Origin of the sequence: Gimesia aquarii (assembly GCF_007748175.1) — a bacterium.
GTDB classification, from domain to species: Bacteria; Planctomycetota; Planctomycetia; order Planctomycetales; family Planctomycetaceae; genus Gimesia; species Gimesia aquarii_A.
The window spans coordinates 5310946-5334190 of sequence record NZ_CP037422.1; the positions used below are offsets into that span (position 1 = coordinate 5310946).

At 46.0% G+C, this 23245-nt stretch carries 17 protein-coding genes; 7 read left to right on the forward strand and 10 right to left on the reverse strand.

Annotated features, from left to right (window positions below):
* Positions 1 to 156 precede the first annotated feature (156 nt).
* The 5 genes from V202x_RS20210 (at position 157) to V202x_RS20230 (ending at position 8166) form a co-directional block, all read left to right on the forward strand.
* The gene (locus V202x_RS20210; protein ID WP_145178672.1) at positions 157 to 885 is read left to right on the forward strand and encodes a TetR/AcrR family transcriptional regulator; all 729 of its coding nucleotides are present in this window, start codon (positions 157 to 159) and stop codon (positions 883 to 885) included.
* The gene (locus V202x_RS20215) at positions 860 to 2215 is read left to right on the forward strand and encodes an efflux RND transporter periplasmic adaptor subunit (protein ID WP_197992995.1); all 1356 of its coding nucleotides are present in this window, start codon (positions 860 to 862) and stop codon (positions 2213 to 2215) included. The genes V202x_RS20210 and V202x_RS20215 overlap by 26 nt, the downstream gene beginning before the upstream one ends.
* Before the next feature lie 104 nt (positions 2216 to 2319).
* Positions 2320 to 5499, forward strand: a complete 3180-nt coding sequence (locus V202x_RS20220; RefSeq protein ID WP_145178674.1) for an efflux RND transporter permease subunit — start codon at positions 2320 to 2322, stop codon at positions 5497 to 5499.
* A gap of 219 nt (positions 5500 to 5718) precedes the next feature.
* Positions 5719 to 6783, forward strand: a complete 1065-nt coding sequence (locus V202x_RS20225) for a sialidase family protein (RefSeq protein WP_145178675.1) — start codon at positions 5719 to 5721, stop codon at positions 6781 to 6783.
* 210 nt (positions 6784 to 6993) lie between these two features.
* Positions 6994 to 8166, forward strand: coding sequence for a DUF3179 domain-containing protein (locus V202x_RS20230; protein WP_145178676.1), 1173 nt, complete (start codon positions 6994 to 6996; stop codon positions 8164 to 8166).
* 126 nt (positions 8167 to 8292) lie between these two features.
* On the opposite strand, the gene V202x_RS20235 is transcribed toward V202x_RS20230, so the two are convergent.
* On the reverse strand, positions 8293 to 9624 hold the full coding sequence (locus tag V202x_RS20235; RefSeq protein WP_145178677.1) for a PQQ-binding-like beta-propeller repeat protein: 1332 nt from the start codon (positions 9622 to 9624) through the stop codon (positions 8293 to 8295).
* Positions 9625 to 10356: 732 nt separating this feature from the next.
* On the opposite strand from V202x_RS20235, the gene V202x_RS20240 reads away from it, so the two are divergent.
* Positions 10357 to 11598: a pentapeptide repeat-containing protein gene (locus V202x_RS20240; protein WP_145178678.1), complete on the forward strand. Its 1242-nt coding sequence runs from the start codon at positions 10357 to 10359 to the stop codon at positions 11596 to 11598.
* 7 nt (positions 11599 to 11605) lie between these two features.
* Here the strand turns inward: V202x_RS20240 and V202x_RS20245 are convergent, their stop codons facing one another.
* From V202x_RS20245 to V202x_RS20275, 7 genes are all read right to left on the reverse strand, one after another.
* Positions 11606 to 12076 carry a response regulator gene (locus V202x_RS20245; RefSeq protein WP_145178679.1) on the reverse strand — a complete coding sequence of 157 codons (471 nt, stop codon included), beginning with the start codon at positions 12074 to 12076 and terminating at the stop codon, positions 11606 to 11608.
* Between the two features lie 66 nt (positions 12077 to 12142).
* Complete coding sequence (locus tag V202x_RS20250) at positions 12143 to 13615, reverse strand: HD domain-containing phosphohydrolase (protein WP_145178680.1); 1473 nt, start codon at positions 13613 to 13615, stop codon at positions 12143 to 12145.
* The gene (locus tag V202x_RS20255) at positions 13612 to 14838 is read right to left on the reverse strand and encodes an HDOD domain-containing protein (protein WP_197992996.1); all 1227 of its coding nucleotides are present in this window, start codon (positions 14836 to 14838) and stop codon (positions 13612 to 13614) included. Before V202x_RS20255 ends, V202x_RS20250 begins: the two co-directional genes overlap by 4 nt.
* Positions 14835 to 15632, reverse strand: a complete 798-nt coding sequence (locus tag V202x_RS20260; RefSeq protein WP_145178682.1) for a response regulator — start codon at positions 15630 to 15632, stop codon at positions 14835 to 14837. The genes V202x_RS20255 and V202x_RS20260 overlap by 4 nt, the downstream gene beginning before the upstream one ends.
* Positions 15629 to 17311: an ATP-binding protein gene (locus tag V202x_RS20265; RefSeq protein WP_145178683.1), complete on the reverse strand. Its 1683-nt coding sequence runs from the start codon at positions 17309 to 17311 to the stop codon at positions 15629 to 15631. The genes V202x_RS20260 and V202x_RS20265 overlap by 4 nt, the downstream gene beginning before the upstream one ends.
* Before the next feature lie 332 nt (positions 17312 to 17643).
* Positions 17644 to 18990 (reverse strand): DUF1501 domain-containing protein, encoded by a 1347-nt coding sequence (locus V202x_RS20270; RefSeq protein WP_145178684.1) that lies wholly within the window; start codon positions 18988 to 18990, stop codon positions 17644 to 17646.
* 170 nt (positions 18991 to 19160) lie between these two features.
* Complete coding sequence (locus tag V202x_RS20275) at positions 19161 to 19448, reverse strand: hypothetical protein (protein WP_197992997.1); 288 nt, start codon at positions 19446 to 19448, stop codon at positions 19161 to 19163.
* 474 nt (positions 19449 to 19922) lie between these two features.
* On the opposite strand from V202x_RS20275, the gene V202x_RS20280 reads away from it, so the two are divergent.
* The gene (locus tag V202x_RS20280; RefSeq protein ID WP_145178686.1) at positions 19923 to 21368 is read left to right on the forward strand and encodes a DUF1501 domain-containing protein; all 1446 of its coding nucleotides are present in this window, start codon (positions 19923 to 19925) and stop codon (positions 21366 to 21368) included.
* Between the two features lie 6 nt (positions 21369 to 21374).
* Here the strand turns inward: V202x_RS20280 and V202x_RS20285 are convergent, their stop codons facing one another.
* The gene (locus V202x_RS20285; RefSeq protein ID WP_145178687.1) at positions 21375 to 22514 is read right to left on the reverse strand and encodes an ABC transporter permease; all 1140 of its coding nucleotides are present in this window, start codon (positions 22512 to 22514) and stop codon (positions 21375 to 21377) included.
* Positions 22515 to 22517: 3 nt separating this feature from the next.
* Positions 22518 to 23243, reverse strand: a complete 726-nt coding sequence (locus V202x_RS20290) for an ABC transporter ATP-binding protein (protein ID WP_145178688.1) — start codon at positions 23241 to 23243, stop codon at positions 22518 to 22520.
* Positions 23244 to 23245 lie beyond the last annotated feature (2 nt).

The following is a 23245-nucleotide window of genomic DNA, read 5'->3' on the forward strand; positions in this document are numbered from 1 at the left end:
GTTTGGGTATGGTTGCCTCAAGTGGTATTACTGTAACACCTTATGTTTGTATTCGATTGTTTTGTAAACCGAGGCTAAATAAGAAATAGGTGAAATTTCTTATAAATATAATAAATATGTTGACAAAAATTGACGATCCGTCAAAATAGTGGTGTCATGAATACAAAAGATCGTAAACAACGTGAAATACAGGAACGCGAAGCCAAGATATTGGAATGCGCGCGGCCTATGTTTATTGAGGGGGGATATAACGGGCTTAATATGGATCGTCTCACGAGTATGTTGGATTACTCGAAGGGGACCATTTATAACCACTTCTCCTGCAAAGAAGAAATCATTATTACGCTTGCCATTCAGACATTAGAAAAACGATTGACGATGTTTGAAAAGGCGGCGTTGTTTCAAGGGACCTCGCGCGAACGGATCGCAGCAATTGGGACGGCTGCCGAGTTGTTTGTGAAACTTTATCCTGATCATTTCCGTGTCGAACAAACGATTCGACTTGATTCCATTTGGGATAAAACGTCAGAAGAACGTCGGCAAGTAATGTCAAATTGTGAGCATCGTTGTATTGGTGTTGTTGGTGGAATCGTTCGTGATGGGATTGCCAGTGGCGATTTAAAATTGAATGAGTCTACAACACCTGAAGACATTGTGTTTGGCCTTTGGTCACTTTCATTTGGTGGATATTCGATTATTGCGACGAGCAATTCGTTGGCAGATTTAGGAATCTCCAATCCCTTCGAAACCTTGCGTCGAAATTATAATCGTTTTCTGGATGGTATTCAGTGGAAGTCGCTCAGTTCTGAAGTTGACTACGATGCGGTCTTTGAGCGCGTCTGTGAGGAGGTGTTTGGAAATGAACTCCAGCAAATCACTGTCTGACTCCCTTTTTTTTGAGCAGAAAATGACGATTCGTCAAATCGTGGCAGATTATTTGAAACGCTTTTACTTTGTATTGATCGCATTTTCGATCGTTGTTCTGGCTGCTCTGTTATGGGCTTTTTCTGAGGTTGCTTATTCAACAGAAATCACTTCCTCAGATGAAGCACAGCAGGGAATTCCCGTTAATGTGATTGAACTCAAACCTGTTAAGTCGTTTACCAGGAAGCGAAACTATACGGGTAAGGTGACTGCGGCTCGCACCAGTGAGCTGGCGTTCGAACGTAGTGGAAAGCTCATCAAAATCTCCGTTGATGAAGGTGATCACGTTGAGGTGGGAATGCCGTTAGCGAATTTAAGTACAAGGCATTTAGATGTGATGCGACTAAAGCTTCAGGCAGAGCGCGCAGCGGCACAGGCAAAGCTTGAGGAATTCCTGGCAGGTCCACGTCGTCAGGAAATTGAAGTCGCCGAGGCAGAAGTCAGGCAACTGAAAGCGAAACACAAAAATTTGGATGCCGATCATATTCGGAATCAGAAACTACTAAAGCGTAACGCGATTTCTAAATCTGTTTTCGAAGCTTCAGAATCTGATTTACAACAACAAAAAGCACAGTTAGATGCTGCAATCAGCCGACTGTCGGAATTGAAAGAAGGAACTCGTAAAGAGCAGATTGCTGCTCAAAAAGCGGTGGTGGCTAATCTGGATGCATCACTGGCAGATAATCAGGTAGATCTCGATGATACTGTCTTAACCGCTCCTTTTAGCGGGCGAATTTCCAAGAGATATGCTGACGAAGGAACAGTCATCTCGCCCGATATGCCTCTATTCAAGATCGTCGAAGATCAGAAGCTCGAAGCGCGGATCGGGGTACCCGTGGAAATGGCCAAAAGCCTGGAGCATGGCATGCAAAAGCAAGTGCAACTCAACGGCAAGTCGTATGAATCGACGCTCAAAGCCATTTTACCGGAACTCGATCCGGTAACGCGTACTCAGGAAGTCGTTCTGTCACTTAATGCAAAAGCAGCTCAACACCTTGTACCAGGTCAGGTCATTCGCATTGAAATCGAAGAACCGGTTGAAATGCAGGGGTTCTGGTTACCACTCAGTGCTTTGGCGCGAGGCGAACGAGGGCTCTGGTCAGCGTACGCCGTTATTAACGGAGAAGCAGACAGTGAATTGATATTGGAAAAACGAAAGATTGAAATCTTGCATACGGAAGGAGATCGAGTATTGGTACGAGGTACACTGAAAACGGGAGACCAGATTGTTATCAATGGAACTCACAAATTAGCAAGTAATCAAAGAGTGGTAATTAAGTCGGTTCGCTGATTAAATCTGTCACTTGTCAAACTGCCATTTGAGACTAAAGAATAAATTATCAGCGCTCATCAATCAAAGGGAAACCTTTCAGGAAATCAACGGGAACTACAATCATGCTGGAAGGATTGTTTTATCGGAATCGTCGATTATTGATTCTGTTGATTGCGCTCATTGCAGTTGCTGGCCTTTCCAGTTTCTATGTGCTGCCACGGATGGAAGATCCGGTGCTCACACAACGCGTCGCACGCGTTAATACCCCTTTTCCTGGTGCTGATGCGACACGTGTCGAATCTCTGGTTTCAGAAAAAATTGAAGAAGAACTCAGAGAATTCGATGAAATTAAAGAGTTGCGTTCGATCTCCCGTGCCGGCATGTCTAACATGACGATTGAGTTGCGTGATGATGTGTATGAAGTTGATGAAGTCTGGTCGCGGATCAGAGATAAAATTGATGATGCACGCCTTGAGTTCCCCACAGGTGCAGGGGAGCCGGATTTTGAAGAATTAGAAGTAAAAGCGTATGCGATTATTCTCGCTTTGGTCTGGAATAATCCGAATGAAGTGAATTACGCAGTTCTTCGACGTACTGCCAAGCAGTTGGAAGATCGTTTACGAGCGATTTCCGGAACAGAAGAAATCGACACGTTTGGAGATCCCGATGAAGAGATCATCGCTGAGATCCAATCTGACAAGGTAGCGTCTTTGGGGCTCAGTGTCGAAGAAATTGCACGTCAGGTGGAATCATCTGATGCCAAGCTGACTGCAGGGCTTTTGCGAGGCGAAACAAGCGATCTGTTAATCGACGTCGATTCGGAGTTGGATTCGCTTTCAAGAATTGCCAATACTCCGGTCCAATTCGGGGCCGAAGGGCATTCTGTGCAATTGGGTGACATCGCTACAATTAAAAAGGGAGTCGCTGTACCCTTGAGTAGCCTGGTCATTGCTGACGGACAACCTGCGGTCACGTTGGGAGTTTTCGTGCGCGACAGTGTGCGTATCGATCATTGGAGTCAAGCGGCGAAAGCTGCCATTCAGGAATTTGAGGAATCGCTGGCCGACGACGTGATGGTCCAAACACTATTTGATCAGAATCGGTATGTTGAAGCACGGCTCAATGGTTTGATTCGGAATCTGTTGTTTGGCGGTCTGGCCGTGATTGGCGTGATTGTCTTCATGATGGGATGGCGGAATGCTCTGGTGATTGGAGCTGCGTTACCATTGTCGGCGTTCATGGTGCTTGCAGGCCTGCGTCTCCTGGACATTCCCATTCATCAGATGTCTGTAACCGGCTTGATTATCGCGTTAGGTTTATTGATTGATAACGCGATTGTGGTCGTCGATGAAGTGCGATCGAAGTTGCATGCCGGTAAAACACCTGAAGAGGCCGTAATCTCAACTGTTAGGCATTTGGCGGTACCTTTGCTTGGTTCCACCTTAACGACTGCACTGGCGTTTGCTCCGATAGCCTTGATGCCTGGACCCGCGGGGGAATTTGTTGGTTCCATTGCAATTAGTGTGATTCTGGCGATCAGCAGTTCCTTTTTCCTGGCCATGACCGTCATTCCGGCGATTGCTGCCCTGTTTGCAAATCAAAACGAGGATCCACTTAAAGCCCACTGGTGGCAGGTTGGCTTCAGTCATGCCGGAATGCGCGCCTTTTATCAGAAATCTTTGGATTTTCTGTTTGCGCGCCCACTCCTCGGCATTGCTTTGGGCTGTGTTCTGCCTGTGAGTGGCTTTCTAGTAGCCAGTGAATTACCGGAGCAGTTCTTTCCTCCAGCCGACCGCGATCAGGTGAATATCGAATTGGAGTTAAACGCGCATGCTTCGATGGCAGAAACACGCGAGACAATTGAAACCATCCGCCGTGTTGTTTTAGAGAATCCTAAAGTGAAAGGGATCGAGTGGTTTTTAGGTGAGAGTGCACCTCAGTTTTATTACAACATCACTGCGAAACGTGAAAATTCCTCGAATTATGCACAAGCCCTTGTGCAATTAGAATCTTCCTCTGGTGGGGAAGAACTAATACATGAGTTGCAAAAACAACTCGACCTCAAAGTTCCTCATTCACGTGTGCTGGTCCGACAACTGGAGCAGGGGCCTCCCTTCGATGCACCGATTGAAGTGCGATTGTTCGGACCAGACCTCCAGCAACTGAGTTTGCTTGGAGATGAGTTGAGAACGATATTGAGTAAAACAACGAATGTCCTTCACCATAAAGCGGAGTTGGCAGACCCGCTACCCAAACTCACATTGAAAATCGATGAAGAACAGGCACGATTGGCGGGACTGGACCATGCGGAAATTTCCAGGCAGTTGAATGCTTCATTAGAAGGGGCACTGGGGGGGAGTATCTTGGAAGAAACCGAAGAACTTCCCGTTCGGATTCGTGTACCACATGATCAGCGTGGAGCGATTGCTGACATTGCTTCATTGCAACTCATCTCCCGTAAGAAAACAGCCGACGGGCAAGCACAGTATGTACCTTTAACCGCTATTGCAAAGGTAGAGATGTCGTCTGAGGTCGCTGCGATTTCTCACTTTAACGGCGAACGGATGAATGAGGTGCAGGCTTATATTAAAGCAGGTGTCCTTCCCGCCGAAGTACTCACCGAATTCAAGTCGAACTTAAAGGATGCTGGATTTCAACTTCCTGCGGGGTACCGCTTTGAGTGGGGAGGGGAAGCATCCAAGCGTGATGATGCTGTGGGTAACCTGCTTGTCAATGTCGGTGTGTTGATGGTTTTGATGGTGGCAACGTTAGTACTTTCTTTTTCTTCCTTTCGCGTTGCGGGACTCGTCGGGAGTGTGGGGTTCTTGTCTATTGGTCTGGGACTGGGGATGTTATGGTTGTTCGGATTTCCTTTTGGTTTTATGGCGATTGTGGGTTCCATGGGACTGGCGGGTGTGGCAATTAACGATGCAATTGTTGTTTTAGCTGAGTTACGCGCAAATCCCGAGGCGCGAATCGGAAATCGTGTTGTTGTTCGCGATGTTGTTTTACGCTCCACACGGCACGTTGTGGCAACTTCGCTGACGACAGTCGCTGGCTTTTTACCTCTCGTGCTGGCCGGCGGTGGATTCTGGCCGCCTTTAGCAATTACGATTGCCGGTGGTGTGGGTGGTGCGACCTTGTTGGCTCTGTACTTTATTCCATCGGCTTATATTCTTGTCATGTGCCGCAATTGTCCTCTGAAAGCGACAACCGAAGAATCAATTGTCAAAGAAAAAAGTGAGGCTCAACAGGCAACAATTCTAGCAAAACTGAAAGAACGCCTGCCTGTTCTGAGGTAAGTGAGGCCGAATTGATTTGCTCTACGAATACATTTTACTGTATTTTCAGTGCAAGTTGGATAAGATAAGACTATCAAATCACCGCCAGTCCACTGTAATACCTGTTGTGCTTTTAATCATAGGTATCCCCGTAGCTCGCGTCTTCATTGTATCTGAGTTTACAGTGTATTTTGAAAAGGTGTTCTCATACCTGTTTCGCTTCGGATCTTTGTTGCTGTCATGCTGTCTGTACTAACATCAAATATGATATCAGCAGAGGAATCGAAGATACTGCATCAGGTTGTTGCTGTCGAGAATGTGTGTGCCTGGCCGAATTTGACATTGATGCCAGATGGTACCATCATTGTGATTTTCCATAACAAAGCGAGTCACGGCCAACAGGAAGGTGATATTGATTGCTGGGCCAGCGCTGATGGAGTGAAGTGGGAAAAACGCAGCACTGTCACCCGGCATCAGCCCAATACGGTGCGGATGAATCATGCTGCAGGATTAGCAAAGAATGGTGATCTTGTCGTGTTATGTTCTGGTTGGAGTAACATAAAGCAGCCTTCGCGTCCCAAACAGCCTGCATTTCGCGACGCAATTTTGCGCAGTTGGGTCATGCGTTCGTCAGACGGTGGACGTACCTTGGAAAAGCGGGATGCTTTTCCCACAGTACAATCGGGTTGGTCGGAATACATTCCCTTTGGCGATATCTGGGCAGGAGCTGATGGCGCGTTGCATGTGTCGTGTTACCAGGGCGAATTCCGCGATGCTTCCCAGTCGACAAAGACCAAAGGTTGGCGCTCTTCGCATCTACGAAGCAATGACGATGGCCGAACCTGGAAGGTGGTATCCGTAATCGGATCGCGGCATAATGAAACCGATCTTTTTCCACTGGGGGGAAAAGACTGGCTGGCCGCAGCGCGCATTGACAAGGTGGAACTGATCCGTAGCAATGACAATGGCATCACCTGGCAGAAGCCGGTAGCCGTTACGAAACGTAATGAGATTAACGGACATTTGACCCGTCTTACAGATGGTCGTTTGCTGCTCAGTTACGGTGTGCGTGTTGATGGACAGCGTGGAGTTTGTGCGAAACTCAGCAGTAATGAAGGACGCACCTGGAGCCAGCCATTACGCTTGGCAGACACAGCCGACGGTGGCGACTGTGGTTATCCTTCGAGTGTTCAGAGAGCAAACGGCAGTATCGTCACAGCCTGGTATTCGAACAATTCTCCTTTATACTCTGGCTATCATCTCGGGGTGACTGTATGGAAAGCACCTATGATTGGCCAGAATTGATGAATGTAGAATTCGTTTGCTGATTCAGAACAACCTGGAAGATGGGAATTAAAAGACACTCGTCTACCATTTGTCGAATTTCGTATGATTTTCTTTTTTCACGTCGATTTGTGAACTGCTATACATACTCCTGATGGGGAATCGTTTCTGATAGAGCAAGGTTTGCTTGGTCTATTTCAAATACCGACCTCTATTGAACAAGAGAGCCATATGGAATCTTCTCCCCAGCACGATTCAAACTCAAATCCGGAAGTGCCTGAGCCACTAACTGACGAACCTACGACCCAACGTTCTCGGCCACAAAAACCGCTCTTACTTTTCGCGGTTCTGGGGATTTCCTTTGCGGGCTGGTATGGGTGGAATCACCGAGCCGAGATCGTTGCGGTTTGTCTGAACCAGTCAGTAGCCCAGGCGAGAGGAACGGGATCCAGTCCGGAGGATGCCGGGTTCAATATTAAGGGGCTCACACTGCCGAACGATCAGGTTCGTAGTGGTGGCGTTCCGAAAGATGGAATTCCTGCACTTACGAATCCTAAGTTCATGACTGTGGCAGAAGCAACCTTTATGAAGCCAGCCGACCGGTTAGCAGGAGTTGTATTCGAAGGGCAGGCGCGGGCCTATCCTCTGAAAATTATGGATATGCACGAAGCCGTTAACGATAAAATTGGCGAAACCTCGTTTGTTGTTACCTATTGTCCGCTATGTGATTCATTGGCCGTTTACGATCGTAAGGGAACAGGTGGAGAGATCGAGTTTGGGATCTCAGGTTTTTTATACAATAGTAATGTGTTGCTCTATGACCGAACAGGATCAGGAAAAACAGATGGACTATGGTCACAACTGATGTCACAATCCGTCGCGGGACCTCGTGTGAAAGAGAAGCTGATTACGCTGCCGGTTGAACTGACGACCTGGGAAGACTGGAAACAACGTTATCCGCAAACGCAAGTTCTCTCAACGGATACCGGTCATCCACGCGATTATCAAAACCGTGCTTATGCCGGTTACTTTTCCAATGACGCTTTAATGTTCGATGTCAACAAGCATGACGATCGTTTACCGAATAAAACGCCACTGTTGGGAATCTGGGCGGGTGACCAGAAACGCGCTTACCCTGTGGCCACATTTGCGCATCTCACGGAGGTCACTAAAATCGAACAGGAACTGGCGGGAAAAAATTTCACACTGGTTTATAATCCAAACGGTAAAACGCTACGCGTTGTGAACGCTGATCAAGATGTGCGTTGGATGTATTCCTTCTGGTTTGCCTGGTATGCTTTTTATCCAGAAGCAGAGTTGTACGCGTCTGCAACCGCAGAAAACAAAAACGCAGTGGAAACGAAGCAACCAGAAACTACGCTGGAAACAAAAAAGAAACAGTAGATTATCAATACGATTTATTATCAAGTGCGGGCGTATCATCCGTGAAATCACCCCCGGTCATTGATGATTTCATTGATCGGGGGTGATTCTAGTGGATGATTCAAAATTACTTATGCATTGAAAGTTTTACTTTTCAAGGTTCACGCGTACCAATTCTTTATCGTTTCGTGCAAACAGTGACTTGCTTGCGAATGCGGGATGACTCCAGACCACCGAACGGCCGAATGCTTCATTGGTTGGTTCAAGTACATGAAAACGATCGATTTCTTTGTAACCTGTTGGTGACAGATCGGCCAGAATCAGATCTCCCTTTTCAGTAAAGAGGAAGTATTTGTCGTTGTGCTTCACAATAAACGCTGTGGCATGGCGGTCGCGTCGGCCTGCATTGGTGATTTTTTTCGTAGACCAGATGCGTTTACCATCTTTCAGATTGGCTGCGACGAACTCCCCTGAATTGATATCACTACCGTAGATTGTATTCCCATCGATAAATGGAGTACTGTTGCAACAATAGAGTGCGGAGCGGGGTTTTCCTTTCCAGACGATTTTGGCTGAAGGGATTTCTCCCTTGCCCAGTTGAATCAGAGCCGCTTCATCACCGATTGCAGTGACAAAGAGAAAATCATCTTTCTGACGGGGAACGGTCACCGACATTCCATAACCGGGTTTCAGTGGAATACTCCAGTTGACTTTACCTGATTTTGGGTTGAGTGAATTGAGTGCAGATGGATGCCAGATCAATAGCTGTTTTGATCCATTATGAGTAATCATGGTGGGCGGACAGTAACCGGTTTCAGGGTTCTCTAATGAGCGCCAAAGTTCCTTGCCTGTATTTTTATCAAACGCCACAGCGATGGCTCCCTTGCCTCCCACCAGACAGTATAAAGTGTCACCATCCACTAATGGACTGGCGGCGTGTCCCCAGATTGGGGTTTTGGAGTCATAGTCTGTTTTGAAGTTTTTACTCCAAATGACATTGCCACGTTCTGCGTCCAGGCAATAAAGATTGCCTTCTGCACCCAGTGTATAGACCTTGCCATCAGCGACAGTGGGTGTGCAGCGGGGGCCGGCCGCGTAAGAAATGTCGTAGGGGCAGTTATAGGAATGCTTCCAGAGCAACTTACCGGTGTCAGCTGACAGGCATAAAACACGTTCTTCTCCTTCGAGTTTATTCGTGCCGCCCGGGTTATTGACAATCTCACCGGCTTGCTTGAGATAGTCCATCACATAGACTTTGTCACCCACCACAGCAGGGCCACTGTATCCCAGTCCAACAGGGGTTCTCCATTTTACTTCCAAGCCTGATTCCGGAAAAGATTCCACAATGTTGGAAGCAGTCCAGATACTTGCGCGATCAGGGCCCAGCCATTGCGGCCAATCTTCGGCTGTCGCAAACGAGGTGCAAAATGGTAACAGCATAATAGAAAGCAGAATAGAAAGCAGAATACGAATCGGCATTTGAAATTTCCTTTGCGCTGGCGGCAAGTGTTTCGCATATTTTTAACTATAAAGAGTTGCGAGTCTATTTGAATCATTCAATCTAGAAAGTGACGATGAAATATTCAATCTTCAGATTATATCCTATGCAAAAAAATCACACCTCCTGAATTAGGAACGATGCAATGATTATAGTAGATTCCGACGCGAAAATTTGATGGACACTTTGAAATTGTATGGAAGCAGGTGAGTTTCATTCACGATATACAGCGAACTCATTCTGACAACGCTCTTGATACTTTTATTGCGGCTTTACTGTTGATCACTGCGGCCTCGATGGCCAAGGGATACTGCTTCGAATTTAGAAGCTGATTCTGATTGGTTTCTGGATGAGAAGATTGATTCTCCAATTGATAAAGAACTCAAGATTGTGAATTGTCGAAATCTCAAAAAACTTTGTTCCCTGAATAAACCGATTATCTGGTATTTAAAATTTTATACGCAATAAATGCGCCATGATTTGTACTCTTGACTGCGATTTTGGATATGCACTAGCCGTTTGCTTTATGTCCTATGCATCAAAGTTGCTTCTATTGCATGGTGCGATTGAGTGATTTCACTCATTTTGCATTTTGGAAATCTCGTTTCATACATGTCACTGCCTTGTTTTCTGAAATTCTATTGCTCGCATCCGGTTAGATTTCCATAATACGCCCTCCTGAATACGAATTTATAGTCTATGGAGAGTGGTCAATGTCAAATCCTGAGCATGTGAAAATTGTCAGGCAGGGTACAGAAGCATTAACGCAGTGGCAATCCGAGAACCAAGACGTCATATTAGACTTGAGTGGTGCTAATTTAGGTGGCGCAGAATTGTGTGAAGCGAATTTACACGAGGCAAATTTAAGCGAAGCCAATTTATTTCATACAAATTTGAAGAAAGCAAATCTCAGTAAAGCTGATTTAAGCAATGCTAATTTATTTCATGCTGATCTTAGTGAATCCAATTTACGATATGCAAATCTGAATGAAGCCAACTTGCATGATGCGAATTTGAGTCAAGCCAATTTACTGAGTGCCGACTTAAGTAAAGCCAGTATGTTCAACGCCGACTTTAATGATGCTAATTGTATCAATGTCAATTTGAAACAAGCAAATCTGAAAATGGCGATTTTTAAAATGGCGATTTTGAGAGATGCGAACATGAGTCAGGCAAACATGAGCAAAGCTGACTTGAGCTGGTGTGATTTAAGTGGTGCTGATTTAAGCAAGGCTGATTTAAATACTGCAGATTTGAGTAATGCCGACTTGAGTTGGTGCAAGATGAGTGGTTCAAAATTAAATGAAACTGATTTGACTGGGGCAATCTTAAATGCGGCTGACCTTTCTTTGGCGCTTCTGCAAGGAACGAATTTAGAATCTACTGAACTAACGAATGTGATTGTCGATTCCAGAACCTATTTTAGTGGGTGTAAATATAACAAAAAATCTGATGCAACTGGGACCGCTTTACGAACTGCGCGATTTAATCCCATCACCGACTTAAGTTACCTTGAGTGGAACATGCGTCGTCATATGTGGGAAACCAAATATCAGGAAATGCCAACAATGAAGAAATGGGCGGTGCAGGCTTTCTGGTGGTCTTCAGATTATGGTAATTCGACGCAACGGATTCTGGCTTGCATCGTTGGTTTCGCTCTACTATTTGCGATGATTTATAGTAGTTCGATTGTGCTGGATGACTACATTATTACAAGCGAACTCCCGTTTGTGGAGCTACCAGACAAATTGGTTAGTGCCAGCATCTTTATGCGAATTTATTCATGCTTGTATTTTTCCTGTGTCACAATGACTACACTGGGCTTTGGTGATATTCATGCGAATCCGCTCAGCGTTACAGGACAAGCACTCGTGATGTTAGAAGTGCTAATCGGTTATATCCTACTTGGTTCGTTGATCACTAGATTGAGTGTCAGCTTTACCTCAGTAGAATAAAAGAATCTCAAGACTCAAGATTGGGAAAAATGAGCTCTTCTACTTTTTCTGAAAGTTCAAGTATCGTCGTTTTCTGAATTGCCTGAACCCGGGTTTCCTGGTCTTTCGCTTGTATCACAGAAAGAACTGTCTCAATTAATTCTGCATTTCTAAAGGGCTTCGTCAGAAATGCGTTAATGCCTCCCTCATTAATGGCACGCTTTGCGGTCGAGATGGAATTATCACCGGTTAAAACAATTCTTTTAGTCTCAGGTGAGTGCTCAGTAATCCACGACAATAATTCCGTTCCCGACATGCCAATCATATTTTCATCAGTCACAACCACATCGATTTCGTGCATTTCAATGAGTTCAATTGCTTTTTCGGCTGAAGTGCTGGTCAAGATGACGATGTCTTTTTTCTCTAGTGGCCGTAACACTCTACGAACACATTTCAGAATGCTAGGTTCGTCATCGACAAGCAAAATGGATTGTCCCATAAAATCTCCGTTTCTAATTAATTGAATCAAGTCTCAATGGATGAGCAAAAAAGGAATTCTTTCGATTTAAACCTGGAGAGGAGTCTTCTGGGGAGTTTCTTTAGAGGTAGTGTTCTTTTTTTCTTCTACTGGTTGGGGATTAACAAAAATACGATCACTAATGGGGTTTGCCAGCGAGAGGGATCTGAGGTTTTCAAGCTGTCGTTGGCCAAGTACTGTGCCTCGGGGGAGTAAGAGGCCACCATTATTTGAAAACAGATCGCGCGAGAGCGTCATTCCCAGTTCGAGTTCGTATGGTCGCAGGCGAAGATCCTGTTCAACGGTGACATCCATTTCCGCTTCTGTTACAGATTCAACCTCGGAGTTTTGAGAATGAATCGATTGAACGGTTTCTTTCTTATTTGTCTGTTTGACCTCGGGGGTATCGTTCACAGATTGTTTGTTAAGATAATCTAAGAGGGCACTTTCATGTTCCTCTGGCAACAGGTATTTGTGAAGTGCAGAGAGAACCTGAGGGTCAAACCATGTCCCGGAATGTTCTTTCATTGAATCCAGAATTGCTTCAGGTGACTTTGGTTGTGCCCCCGATTTATTATTGGCGAGATGATCATAATAGTCAGCAACGAATATAACTCTTGATCCTAGAGGAATTTCTTCACCTTTCAATCCATCTGGATACCCACTTCCATTGAAGTGTTCATGATGATGGCGAATTAAGACTGCTGCTTTTTCGAGACTGGGTACCATTTGGGCAATCTTTTCACCGAGAATGACATGGTTTTGCACCTGTCTTTGTTCAACGGGAATCAGCTTGTTATATGGTTTGGCCAATAAATTCTCTGGTAATTCAATTTTACCAAGGTCGTGCAGTAAGGCAGCTGAGTTGATTTGAAATAAATCATCCATAGAAAGTCCGAGTTGTTTACCGATCTGTCCTGTTGTCACAGTGACCCGTTTGGCGTGTTCTCCCAGATCAGAACTATGCATTTCACCAAGTTGGGCCATTGCGCGGATCGAACCAATAAACCCCTGCTTCAACTGTTGGTTCAGGAGAGTCACTTTTTCAGTGCGTTCCCTGACTTTTGTTTCCAGGTTTTGATTTAAATCACGAAGTTCTTCATTTTGCGAAAGGGTCAATTCCTGCAGACGTTTGTTTTCTTGCCTTAAACGATGCTCATCAATGGCGCGCTTGATTTCATTGCGTAATTCATGATCATCCCAGGGTTTGGTTAAAAACCGATAGACGGAACCTTGATTAATTGCTTCAATCGCAGCCTCTTTGTCAGCATACCCTGTCAGAATAATCCGAATGGTATCAGGGGAGAGTTCTCTGACCTGTTCTAACAACTTTGTACCTTCTAATTTTGGCATGCGCTGATCTGATACGATCAGCGCAAATTCATCATTTTGTACAAGTTCGCAAACTTCTGTCGGAGAGCTGGTTGTGATGATGTCGAAACTATCTTTTCGGAACAATCTTGCAAATGCTTTCAAAATGTGGGGTTCGTCGTCGATGAATAAAATTTTGGGATTCATCATACTGTCTCCTGCATTGCTGAATTTGTCAGATGGTCATTGAGCCAGACACGAAGTTGTTCGATATCGATTTCCAGTTGGCTGTCGTCATGAGTTAAATCATGATTGACAATGCCAGCATGATGATAAGCGATCGTGTTATCAGACCATTCATCTGGTAAGGTTTCAGGAGCGGTGTCTTCATCAGTCAGGACCGCGATCATCGATGCTCCGGAAGGTATTTGCTCATTCACTGTAATGGTTTCAATACCCTGGCTCAGTAACAACAAGCTGATGGTTTGAAAGAGGTGTGGGTCCTGAATCACGATTCCCACACAGTTTTCTGCTGAATTTGAAACAGTTGGATAGTGTTGCTGAGAAGTAATGTTGAACAGACGCTCGGTATGCGCTACTTCAGTCGGAAGTGTCAGCAGGGTCTTTTGAACTGCTTCAGAAAGCGATCCACCCGTAAAGGAAAAGTGCTGTCCAAATGGAGTGGCACATGTATTTCCGCTGAATCCAATGCCTGATACTTTCGCCAGATTATTTGCTGCATTGACAAGGAACAGTAATTGATCTGGTTCTGATGAAATAGACAAATCACTGTTTCTGAAGTGATGATTTTGTACGGTATGAGCTACAGACTGAGGGATTTTCCATCGTTCGCACAACGCAAAACCAACTTCGGCATGATTTAATCCCAGTTTTGCATTTTCCAGGGTGTGGAGAGCTAGTTGATGAGAATGAGCTGTTGTGATTAACGCGATGTACTGATCTGAATAGGCTTCAATTAAGAGTAGTTTTCCAATATCATGCAGGAGGCCTGCCAGAAAGGCTTCTTCCGGGTCACAAATAGCAAGATGTTTCGCGAGCTGTCTTGCTCCAATTGCGACTGACAGAGAATGCCGCCAAAAGTCATCGACTTTAAATAGGGGGGCATCCTTACTTAAATTCGGCCTCAGGGCTGTTACTGCTAATCCCAGTGCAATATTGCGAACTCCGTGCGTGCCCAGGACCACAATTGCCTGAGGGATTGTGTTGATTTGTCTGGAAAAACCAAAAAACGAAGAGTTTACAACTCGTAAAATTTGAGCAGCGAGACCTGAATCCGTCTCGGCAACACTCGCCATATCCTGTGCAGTCGCCTTTGGATCTCCGGCCAATCGACTCAACTCCTGAGCGACTTCCGGCAGGGGGGGGACCTTACGCACGATTTTGAAAATTTCATTGAGTTTCTTTTCATTCATGGCTTTTCCTCCAGTGCCAGAACACATCCGCGTAGTTCTTCTCCGTTTGTTAATCTTTTACAATGTGCGAGCACCTGTCTCCCAAAGACGTCCAGCGAATCTGTCTCAACTGGTTTCGTACCAGACAAGCAATCGGAAACTGTTACGTAGATTTCATTCGAGAAGGCATCTTTGATATCAGAGCCAAGATGAATGTCGCGCAGTTCTGGAAACATTTGATCGACGGCTTCATTCACCAGCACAATGATGCCCTCTGCGCTAATTCCAATCACGGGGATGGGAATACTAGCCAGAACTTCCTGAGAAAAATGCAAAGACTGAGTACTTTTACCAACCAGGTCTTCTAATCGCTGGTTGAGTTTGCTGAGCTCCGCATTTTGAAGTTTAATCTCTTGGGTCAGATTGCGATTTTCTTCCAGCAGCTCATGTTGTCTTAAGCACTGTCTGATTGTGATTCGAATTTCTTCATCATTCCAGGGCTTCGTTAAAAAACGGTAAATGGCACCTTTGTTGATGGAATCAAGGATGGTCGCTGCATCAGCATATCCGGAAAGAACAACGCGTACGCATTCTGGATATTTTTCTTTGACTTGCGAGAGAAATTCGGTTCCCGTCATTTCGGGCATGCGTTGATCGGAAATCACAACACTGACCTGTTGCTCTGCAAGTACAGCGAGTCCTTCAGTACCACTATTGGCAGTGATTAGCTGATAGTCTTCGTTTCTCAATAATCGTTTGAGAGATCGGAGCACATTGATTTCGTCATCGACACATAAGATGGTTTTCTGATTCATGCACTCATCCCTTCCAGTGGCAACCGAATAATAAAGGTCGTTCCCACTCCGACTTCACTTTCGACAGCAATGTTTCCATTATGCTTCTGGATGATTCCATAAATGATAGACAGGCCTAACCCCGTTCCTTGACCAACGGGTTTGGTTGTGTAAAAAGGGGTGAAAATCTGTGAAAGCTGATCTTCGGGAATCCCAGTGCCTGTATCAGAAATACGAATGATGATTTCCGACGCGTTTGCTTCCGTTTTAATCGTGATCGTGCCGCGCTCGGGAATCGCTTGTGCTGCGTTTACCAGCAGGTTCATAAATACCTGGTTTAACTGACCTGGAGAGCAGCGTATGTCTGGAATATCACCTAATTCAGTTTGAATCTCGCTTTTATATTTCAATTCATTCCAAACGACTTTGAGTGTGGCCTTGATACTTTCATTGATATTTGCCTCTTTGACGCTCGCCTCGTCGAGTCGTGCAAAGCTTTTCAGGTTTTGTACGATTTCCGTGACACGAACTAATCCTTCTGAGGACTCCGTCAGCAGTTCAACGACATCGTCTTGGATATCGGAAAGGTCTTCTTCTTCACGAATTGATTGAATTTTATCTAACAGCACTTTTTGTTGTGCTTTGTCTTCAGAGCGTATCGTTTCTGCTAATTCTTCATAGGCATTTAGCAGTCGCGTGAAAATTTCTACATATTCACTTAATGTGCCGACATTACTTTTAACAAATCCAACGGGGTTGTTAATTTCATGGGCTACACCTGCCGCCAACTGACCTAAAGATGCCAGCTTCTCGGACTGGATTAACTGGGATTCCAGCATGTGACGATTAGAAATGTCTCGAACAAATGCATTCAACACGCAGGGCTCTCCTACGGAAGCAATCGAAGCAGAAATTTCAATCGGAAATTCCTGACCTGCTTTATTGAGAGCGGTTGCTTCAATCAATTCATTCTGAGAGTGTGGAATTGCATTTGCACGTAATTCAGACAATTTTTCTCTGAATGAATCGCGGTGCTTTTTCGGCATCATTAAATCGATCAGGTTTTTTTCGATGGCTTCTTTGTAGCTCCACCCAAAGAGGCGTTCTGCGGCTGTATTCCAATCGAGAATCGTTCCATCATCCCACATGGAGACAAAACCGTCTGCTGCGGAATCGATGATCAGACGTGTTCTTTTTTCTGCCTGCTTCAGAGCATTTTGTGCGATTTCTAAAATTTGCTCAGATTTGATTTTATCTAACGCGCGTCCAACTATCGTGGGAAGCAGACTGGTAAAAGAATCGTCTTTGATGAGGTAATCGACAGCGCCACGTTTCATCATTTGAACGGCGACGGTCTCGCTGCCTCGGGCAGTCATCACCAGAAATTCAAAATGCTGTCCTCGCTTACCCAATTCATCGATAACATCGATGCCCTTCATGTCAGGCAGTTCGTAGTCGAGTAGCAGCAGCTTTGCCTTGTTCTCTGTAAGCCAATCTAACGCGTCACGACCGGTTGTGACGCATTCAATATGCAGAGGCAAGTCGTTAAGGGACTCTTTGATAATACGTGCCTGCGTATTACTGTCTTCGATGATGAGAATTGTTCCACCAAGACTCGTCACCGCATCATGGTTTTTGAGTTTGTCAAATTGTGATGAAACTGTATCGTTAACTGTTTGTGTTAAGACGTCCTGAGTCATTAATTTCCCCTCTGAAGTTGAACTTTACAACAACCTGAGTTCAACAAGGGGGGAATTGATCAAAGGTCTTGCAGTTGATAACGTTTGTCTGGTTGTTGGTTTTGATGTGCCATTGTTTTGTATGGAACCCATCTCACAAAAGTCAGTGCCTTTGTGAAAAATGTAGGTTACGATATTTCTTCAAGAATCAAATAATTTTGAAATGAGTGCAATCCCTCAGAGGGGGGCGTTATGTTGAAGAAATGCAACATAGACGATGTGTTAATCATACTGTTACTGAAGAAAAATCAGTAAAATCAATAATTCGCTGGGATTTAAATGGAACGGTCATTTCAGACCAATTCGCGAATCGGTGTCTGCTGGTCGATTAAATATTGCGGCCGGCCGGTGTTGTCTTCGATAGTGGTCGAAGCGACGTCGATTCCCAGGTTGTGATAAAGTGTTGCAAAGACTTCCTGCATATGGACGGGGCGGTCAACGGCTTCTTCTGCCAGTCGGTTTGTAGAACCGATGACTTGCCCGTTTTGCATTCCGCCGCCTGCCATTAATGCGGCATGCACGCGCGGCCAATGGTCGCGGCCCGCTCTGGGATTGATTTTCGGGGTTCGGCCAAATTCGCCCCAGACGATCACGGTGACATCTTGATCCATGCCGCGTTCATGGAGGTCTTCGACCAGTGCCGCCACACCCTGATCGAGTAAAGGGACAACCTTTCTGGCATACGTAAAGTTTTTGCCATGCCAATCGAAATGCGCAAAGCTACAGGTTACACAGCGCGCTCCTGCTTCAACTGCACGGCGTGCCAGCAAAAAGTGGGACATGATAGCTTGATAGCCTTTGTCGAGCGAATAGTTCAAAACCTTGGGGCTGTCTTTACCGTATCGGGCACGAACCTTGGGATCTTCTTTTTCCAGATCAAGAGCTTCTACTAACCGGGATGAGGAGAGAACTTCCAAAGCCTGTTTCGTGTGTCCATCGTAGGTTCCGTCGGTCAGCCGCGTTTCAGCGACTTTGCGAAAACGATCGAGTCCCTTTAACAAGTGGGCACGTTCATTCAAGCGGGCAGGGGAGATGGAATTGAGCGTCATGTTTTCCATCACACGTCCGTCCGGTCGAAACGGAGCATGTTCTAATCCCAGGAACCCAGAACTTTTTATATTCCAGGGGTGATGAGCCATCGTGTGTGATAAATCGATGTAGGGAGGAACTGTCGGATTTACTGGTCCTTCCACTTTGGAGAGCGCTGAACCCAATGCAGGCCAGCCACCTTGAGGTTGTGCGCTGCGGAAGTGGTGACCTGTGCAACACTCAAATGAATCATGGCGGCCTTCCGCGCCGACGAGAGAGCGGATGATTGAAAACTTATCCATCATACCAGCCACACGTGGCATGAGTTCGCTGATTTGAATGCCGGGTACGTTCGTATTGATCGGTTTGAACTCGCCCCGTACCTCAGCGGGCGCATCAGGTTTCAAGTCGAACATATCCTGATGCGGAGGCCCACCCGCCAGAAAGATCATGATCACAGCTTTGTGAGATGATGGTTTTCCGCTTTTTGCCTGTGCTTTCAAAATTTGAGGTAGGGAGAGCCCTCCCATCGCCAGACCACCAATTTGCATAAAGGAACGTCTAGGCACTTTGTCGCACAAACGAACTGCTTGATCTTCAAGTCTAAGCATCAATACTTACCCTCGGCGAAAAACAATCAGCTTACGAGCACTGGATCTGCAATGATCCCTTTAATCATATAAGCATATGCCAATGCGTTCTGTTTTGATAGCACAATTGATCGTATCAATCAAAAATTTGAGAAATTAGTGATTCCGTGTGACATGCAAAACAGAAACGATTAAACAGCTCTGTCAAAAGCAATGCGCCCCTCTTCAACACTGCCACAAATCGTGAGCCGGTAACTGGGGATATTTTCTGTCAGTCTGATACCACGCGATTGAAACGGGTCAAACATAATCCAGCCTTTTTGTTCAAGCACGTTCAATTGATTCATAACCAGGTTGGTCGATCGGATTTCAAGTACGTAAACGATCTGATGCAAAGTAGGCGCGAGTCCTGTGTTGTCAATTTCATGTGTAATATAGTCGAGAATTTGCTGTTGCTGGTCAGTCAAATACTGGTTCATTGATTTCTCCAGTGCGCATCGGGCGCGTTTGATGAGCGCATTGGGGCACTCACAATCATCCATGAGAATCAGGCCCGGATTCCAATACAGGCCATAACAAGAAAAAACGCAATGATTATTTTTAAGTGACTACCTTCAGCGAGCCACACGCGGCCACCACCAGGTGAACGGGGAGGGAATCAGCGAGAACAAAGCATATATACAGTATCGTCTTTCGTCAATCAAAAAATTGAGTTGCGTTCTGAAGATTTATCGTCACTTTGCGAGAGCATGGCTAAATTCAGTAGCATTTGGCATCTTACTTGAGTCGATCCGCTGATCAGTTCGAAATAAGAGAATATGAAAATGATCAAATTCTTTCTTTCGATTGGACTTTTACTGTACATCGCATTAGATTATATTGATGCGTTATAAAGCTTATTAAGATAACTGTTTACGCTTTAGTATTAATCTCTTGAGTTCAGGAGAGTTGAGATGCCTGCAAACAGTCCCCCCAGCCATCCACAAATTTCCCGCCGGACGGCAATTGAAGTTGGCTCCATTGGCCTACTCGGATTTGGAATCAATCATCTGGATGCTTTGCGAGCTGAAGCGGCGGCACCACCGAAACATAAGACCGCGAAGTCCTGCATCTTCATTTTTCTATCGGGTGGATTGTCGCAGCACGAAAGTTTCGATATGAAACCGGAAGCGAGTGCTGAAGTTCGCGGCGAATTCGATCCGATCTCGACGAAGACTCCCGGTTTGAAGATTTCCGAACATCTTCCCATGTTGGCGCAACGCAGCCATCTCTGGTCATTGTGCCGTTCCTTGACGCATGGGTCGAATGAGCATTCGATGGGCCATCATATCATGTTAACCGGACGGTCGGATATTCCTGTGGGATTTAATCCCAGTCGCCCCATGTCGACAGATCACCCTTCGATTGCCGCCATCACTGGAGATGTCATTCAACCCCGTACTAACTTACCACCTGCTATTGCACTACCTGATAAAATTGTGCATCGCACAGGTCGCGTTATTCCGGGACAATTCGCGGGTAGAATGGGTTCGAATCGTGATCCCTGGATCATCGAAGCCTCGCCGTTTCATGTTCAGTCATATGGTGCGTTTCCCGAGTACGCGTTCGATCATCAGCAACGCGGCGGTGAGGACAATCGTATTTTTCAAACACCGCATCTCAAACTTTCTCAAGGCATGACACAAGGACGGATGAGTAATCGAATCAGTTTGCTTGAAGAGTTGGGAAAACAACGCCAGGTACTCGATATCGCGGGTCAGGTTGAAAGCTTTGATCGTTATCGTAGTGCTGCGATTTCTCTCTTAAATGACGATAAAGTCCACTACGCGATGGATGTCACACATGCGGATGAGAAAACGCAGGAACGCTACGGAAAGAACTCTTTTGGCTGGTCACTACTGATGGCTCGTCGCTTAGTTCAGACGGGAGTGAATCTGGTACAAGTCAATCTGGGGAATAATGAATCGTGGGACACGCACGGCAATTTGTTCCCCCATCTGAAAGACAAGTTATTCCCACCGACGGACCGCGCGGTTTCTGCCTTACTGGATGACTTGTCTGAAAGTGGTGAGTTGAAAGACACTTTGATTGTGATGTGCAGTGAATTTGGGCGGACTCCTAAAATATCACAACTGGCAAAAGTGTATGCCCGTCCGGGCCGCGATCATTGGGGAGCCGTCCAATCGATCTTCCTGGCCGGAGGGGGGATCAAAGGGGGACGTGTCATTGGTACGACTGACAAAGTCGGTGGATTCCCCATTGATCGACCTCAGAAACCTGAGAACTTTGCAGCAACCATCTATCGCGCTTTAGGTTTACCCAAAACAACCTATTGGCATGATGATATCGATCGCCCGCACTTCATCTACGATGGCGAGCCGATTCCTGGACTGACTTAGACCCGCTTACATGTTTCTTAAAGCGGGTACAATTTCGGTGCGTGATGCATAACAGGCAGGGACGAACCCAGCACACAAACCGGTAACCAGCGCCAGCAACATACCCACCCAGGCAAGATGCAGCGAAGGAATAAAGGCGACAGTGACCGCTTCGGCTCCGACCGACAGACTGCTGATTTTGAGAGTGATCAATGCAGCCCCGACACCGAACAGGCCTCCTGCAATACTTAATACCGTGCTCTCTGCCAGAACCAATCCAAAAACTTTGAAACCCGAAAAACCCAAAGTTCGCAGGACCGCGTGTTCCTGAATACGATCTTCGACCGACATCAACGTGGTGGTTGCGACCAGTGCAAGAACCAGGCCTACACAAGCCAGGCCCAGATAATGTGCCATTTTAATTAACTGTGATAAATCTCCCAGACTTTTTGCCTGGAAGACTCCCTTAGCTCGCGTATTGGTTTCGACGGGACCACCACGAAATCGCTCATCGATGGCGATACTCGTGGCGACTGGATCTGTCCCCGGCTTTAAGATCACTTCTAATTGTGTGACTGTGCCGACATCATTGACACCATGGCGTCTCTGTAAAAATTCGAGATGACTGTAAATATAATTCTCTTCGGCCGGATTATCACTTTGATAGATACCAGCCACATTAACCGAGAGATCACCAATTGAAAATTTGTCACCGACTTTGATGCCGCGTCGCATGGCGACAGCGCGCCCGATAATGGCAGCGTCCTGATGTGATTCAAAGTCAGTCCAATTGCCGGAGATAAACTGAAAATCCCGCGCGGTACGCAGTCTTTGCGGAGGCACTCCATAAAACACGACGACATCCAGACTCGCACGACAATTATTCGTAAAGACTTGTATGGGGATAACGTCTTTGACCCCTGCGAACTTTGCGATTTGCTGATCATAGTCCTGGGGAAGATGGCTGGTAGCGGGGCAGAATTTGTTTGCCTGAAATACGATTAAGGAGCCACGGGCCTCCTGGCGCTCTTTAAGATCGTTCATGCCTTCCTGGATCGATTGGATAAAACAAAACACAAACAGAGCCACTGCTGAACCTGCGACTGTTAAGATCGTCCGGGCTCGGTGCCCCCAAAGTGTTTTCAGGATGTAAGGAATAAGTTGCATCGTTTAATTCCCATTAACAGTTGCCGTGGTTGTTAATGATTCTGTATCACAATGTTGCATTTGAACGAGCTTGCCATGATCGAGGTAGAATTGTCGATCCGCAATTTGTGCCGCTTCGGCATCATGCGTTACCATAAGCAGTGTAATGTCCAACTCGCGGTTTAGACGTTTTAACAGATTCAGAATTTGTTCGGACGTCTCTGAATCCAAATCGCCCGTCGGTTCATCGGCAACGACGATTTTGGGGTGCTTGACAATCGCGCGTGCAATGCCGACACGCTGTTCCTGCCCGCCTGACATTTGGCGTGGATAATGGTCGGCCCGATCGAGTAAATCGACAGCCTGTAAAGCCACTTGAATGCGTTTTTTGCGTTCGGAGCGGGACATGGGTAATAGTAATAAGGGAAGCTCCACATTCTCATATGCCGTCAGTACCGGGACGAGATTATGTGTTTGGAATACATAACCCAGGTTGGCAGCCCGCCATCGTGCGAGTTGTGATCGGGAGAGCGCGGTGATTTCAGTTCCATCCACAATAATCGAACCAGAGTCGGGGTGATCAATACTGGCGATTAAATTCAGCAGTGTCGATTTTCCCGTTCCACTAGCGCCCATTAATGAGAGGAATTCTCCCTGTTCGATCTCCAACGAAACTTCATCCAGAGGCGTGATGGTCTCGCCTCCCTTATGATACCGTTTCGTGACGTGATTGATGACAACGAGTGACATAG

Bases quoted from the DNA above. Each gene is read 5' to 3' on its own strand.
- V202x_RS20290 (WP_145178688.1), bottom strand. From the start codon at position 23,243: ATGTCACTCGTTGTCATCAATCACGTCACGAAACGGTATCATAAGGGA.
- V202x_RS20240 (WP_145178678.1), top strand. From the start codon at position 10,357: ATGTCAAATCCTGAGCATGTGAAAATTGTCAGGCAGGGTACAGAAGCA.
- V202x_RS20215 (WP_197992995.1), top strand. From the start codon at position 860: ATGAACTCCAGCAAATCACTGTCTGACTCCCTTTTTTTTGAGCAGAAA.
- V202x_RS20220 (WP_145178674.1), top strand. From the start codon at position 2,320: ATGCTGGAAGGATTGTTTTATCGGAATCGTCGATTATTGATTCTGTTG.
- V202x_RS20235 (WP_145178677.1), bottom strand. From the start codon at position 9,624: ATGCCGATTCGTATTCTGCTTTCTATTCTGCTTTCTATTATGCTGTTA.
- V202x_RS20210 (WP_145178672.1), top strand. From the start codon at position 157: ATGAATACAAAAGATCGTAAACAACGTGAAATACAGGAACGCGAAGCC.
- V202x_RS20275 (WP_197992997.1), bottom strand. From the start codon at position 19,448: ATGAACCAGTATTTGACTGACCAGCAACAGCAAATTCTCGACTATATT.
- V202x_RS20225 (WP_145178675.1), top strand. From the start codon at position 5,719: ATGCTGTCTGTACTAACATCAAATATGATATCAGCAGAGGAATCGAAG.
- V202x_RS20230 (WP_145178676.1), top strand. From the start codon at position 6,994: ATGGAATCTTCTCCCCAGCACGATTCAAACTCAAATCCGGAAGTGCCT.
- V202x_RS20285 (WP_145178687.1), bottom strand. From the start codon at position 22,514: ATGCAACTTATTCCTTACATCCTGAAAACACTTTGGGGGCACCGAGCC.
- V202x_RS20265 (WP_145178683.1), bottom strand. From the start codon at position 17,311: ATGACTCAGGACGTCTTAACACAAACAGTTAACGATACAGTTTCATCA.
- V202x_RS20280 (WP_145178686.1), top strand. From the start codon at position 19,923: ATGCCTGCAAACAGTCCCCCCAGCCATCCACAAATTTCCCGCCGGACG.
- V202x_RS20255 (WP_197992996.1), bottom strand. From the start codon at position 14,838: ATGAATGAAAAGAAACTCAATGAAATTTTCAAAATCGTGCGTAAGGTC.
- V202x_RS20250 (WP_145178680.1), bottom strand. From the start codon at position 13,615: ATGATGAATCCCAAAATTTTATTCATCGACGACGAACCCCACATTTTG.
- V202x_RS20245 (WP_145178679.1), bottom strand. From the start codon at position 12,076: ATGGGACAATCCATTTTGCTTGTCGATGACGAACCTAGCATTCTGAAA.
- V202x_RS20260 (WP_145178682.1), bottom strand. From the start codon at position 15,632: ATGAATCAGAAAACCATCTTATGTGTCGATGACGAAATCAATGTGCTC.
- V202x_RS20270 (WP_145178684.1), bottom strand. From the start codon at position 18,990: ATGCTTAGACTTGAAGATCAAGCAGTTCGTTTGTGCGACAAAGTGCCT.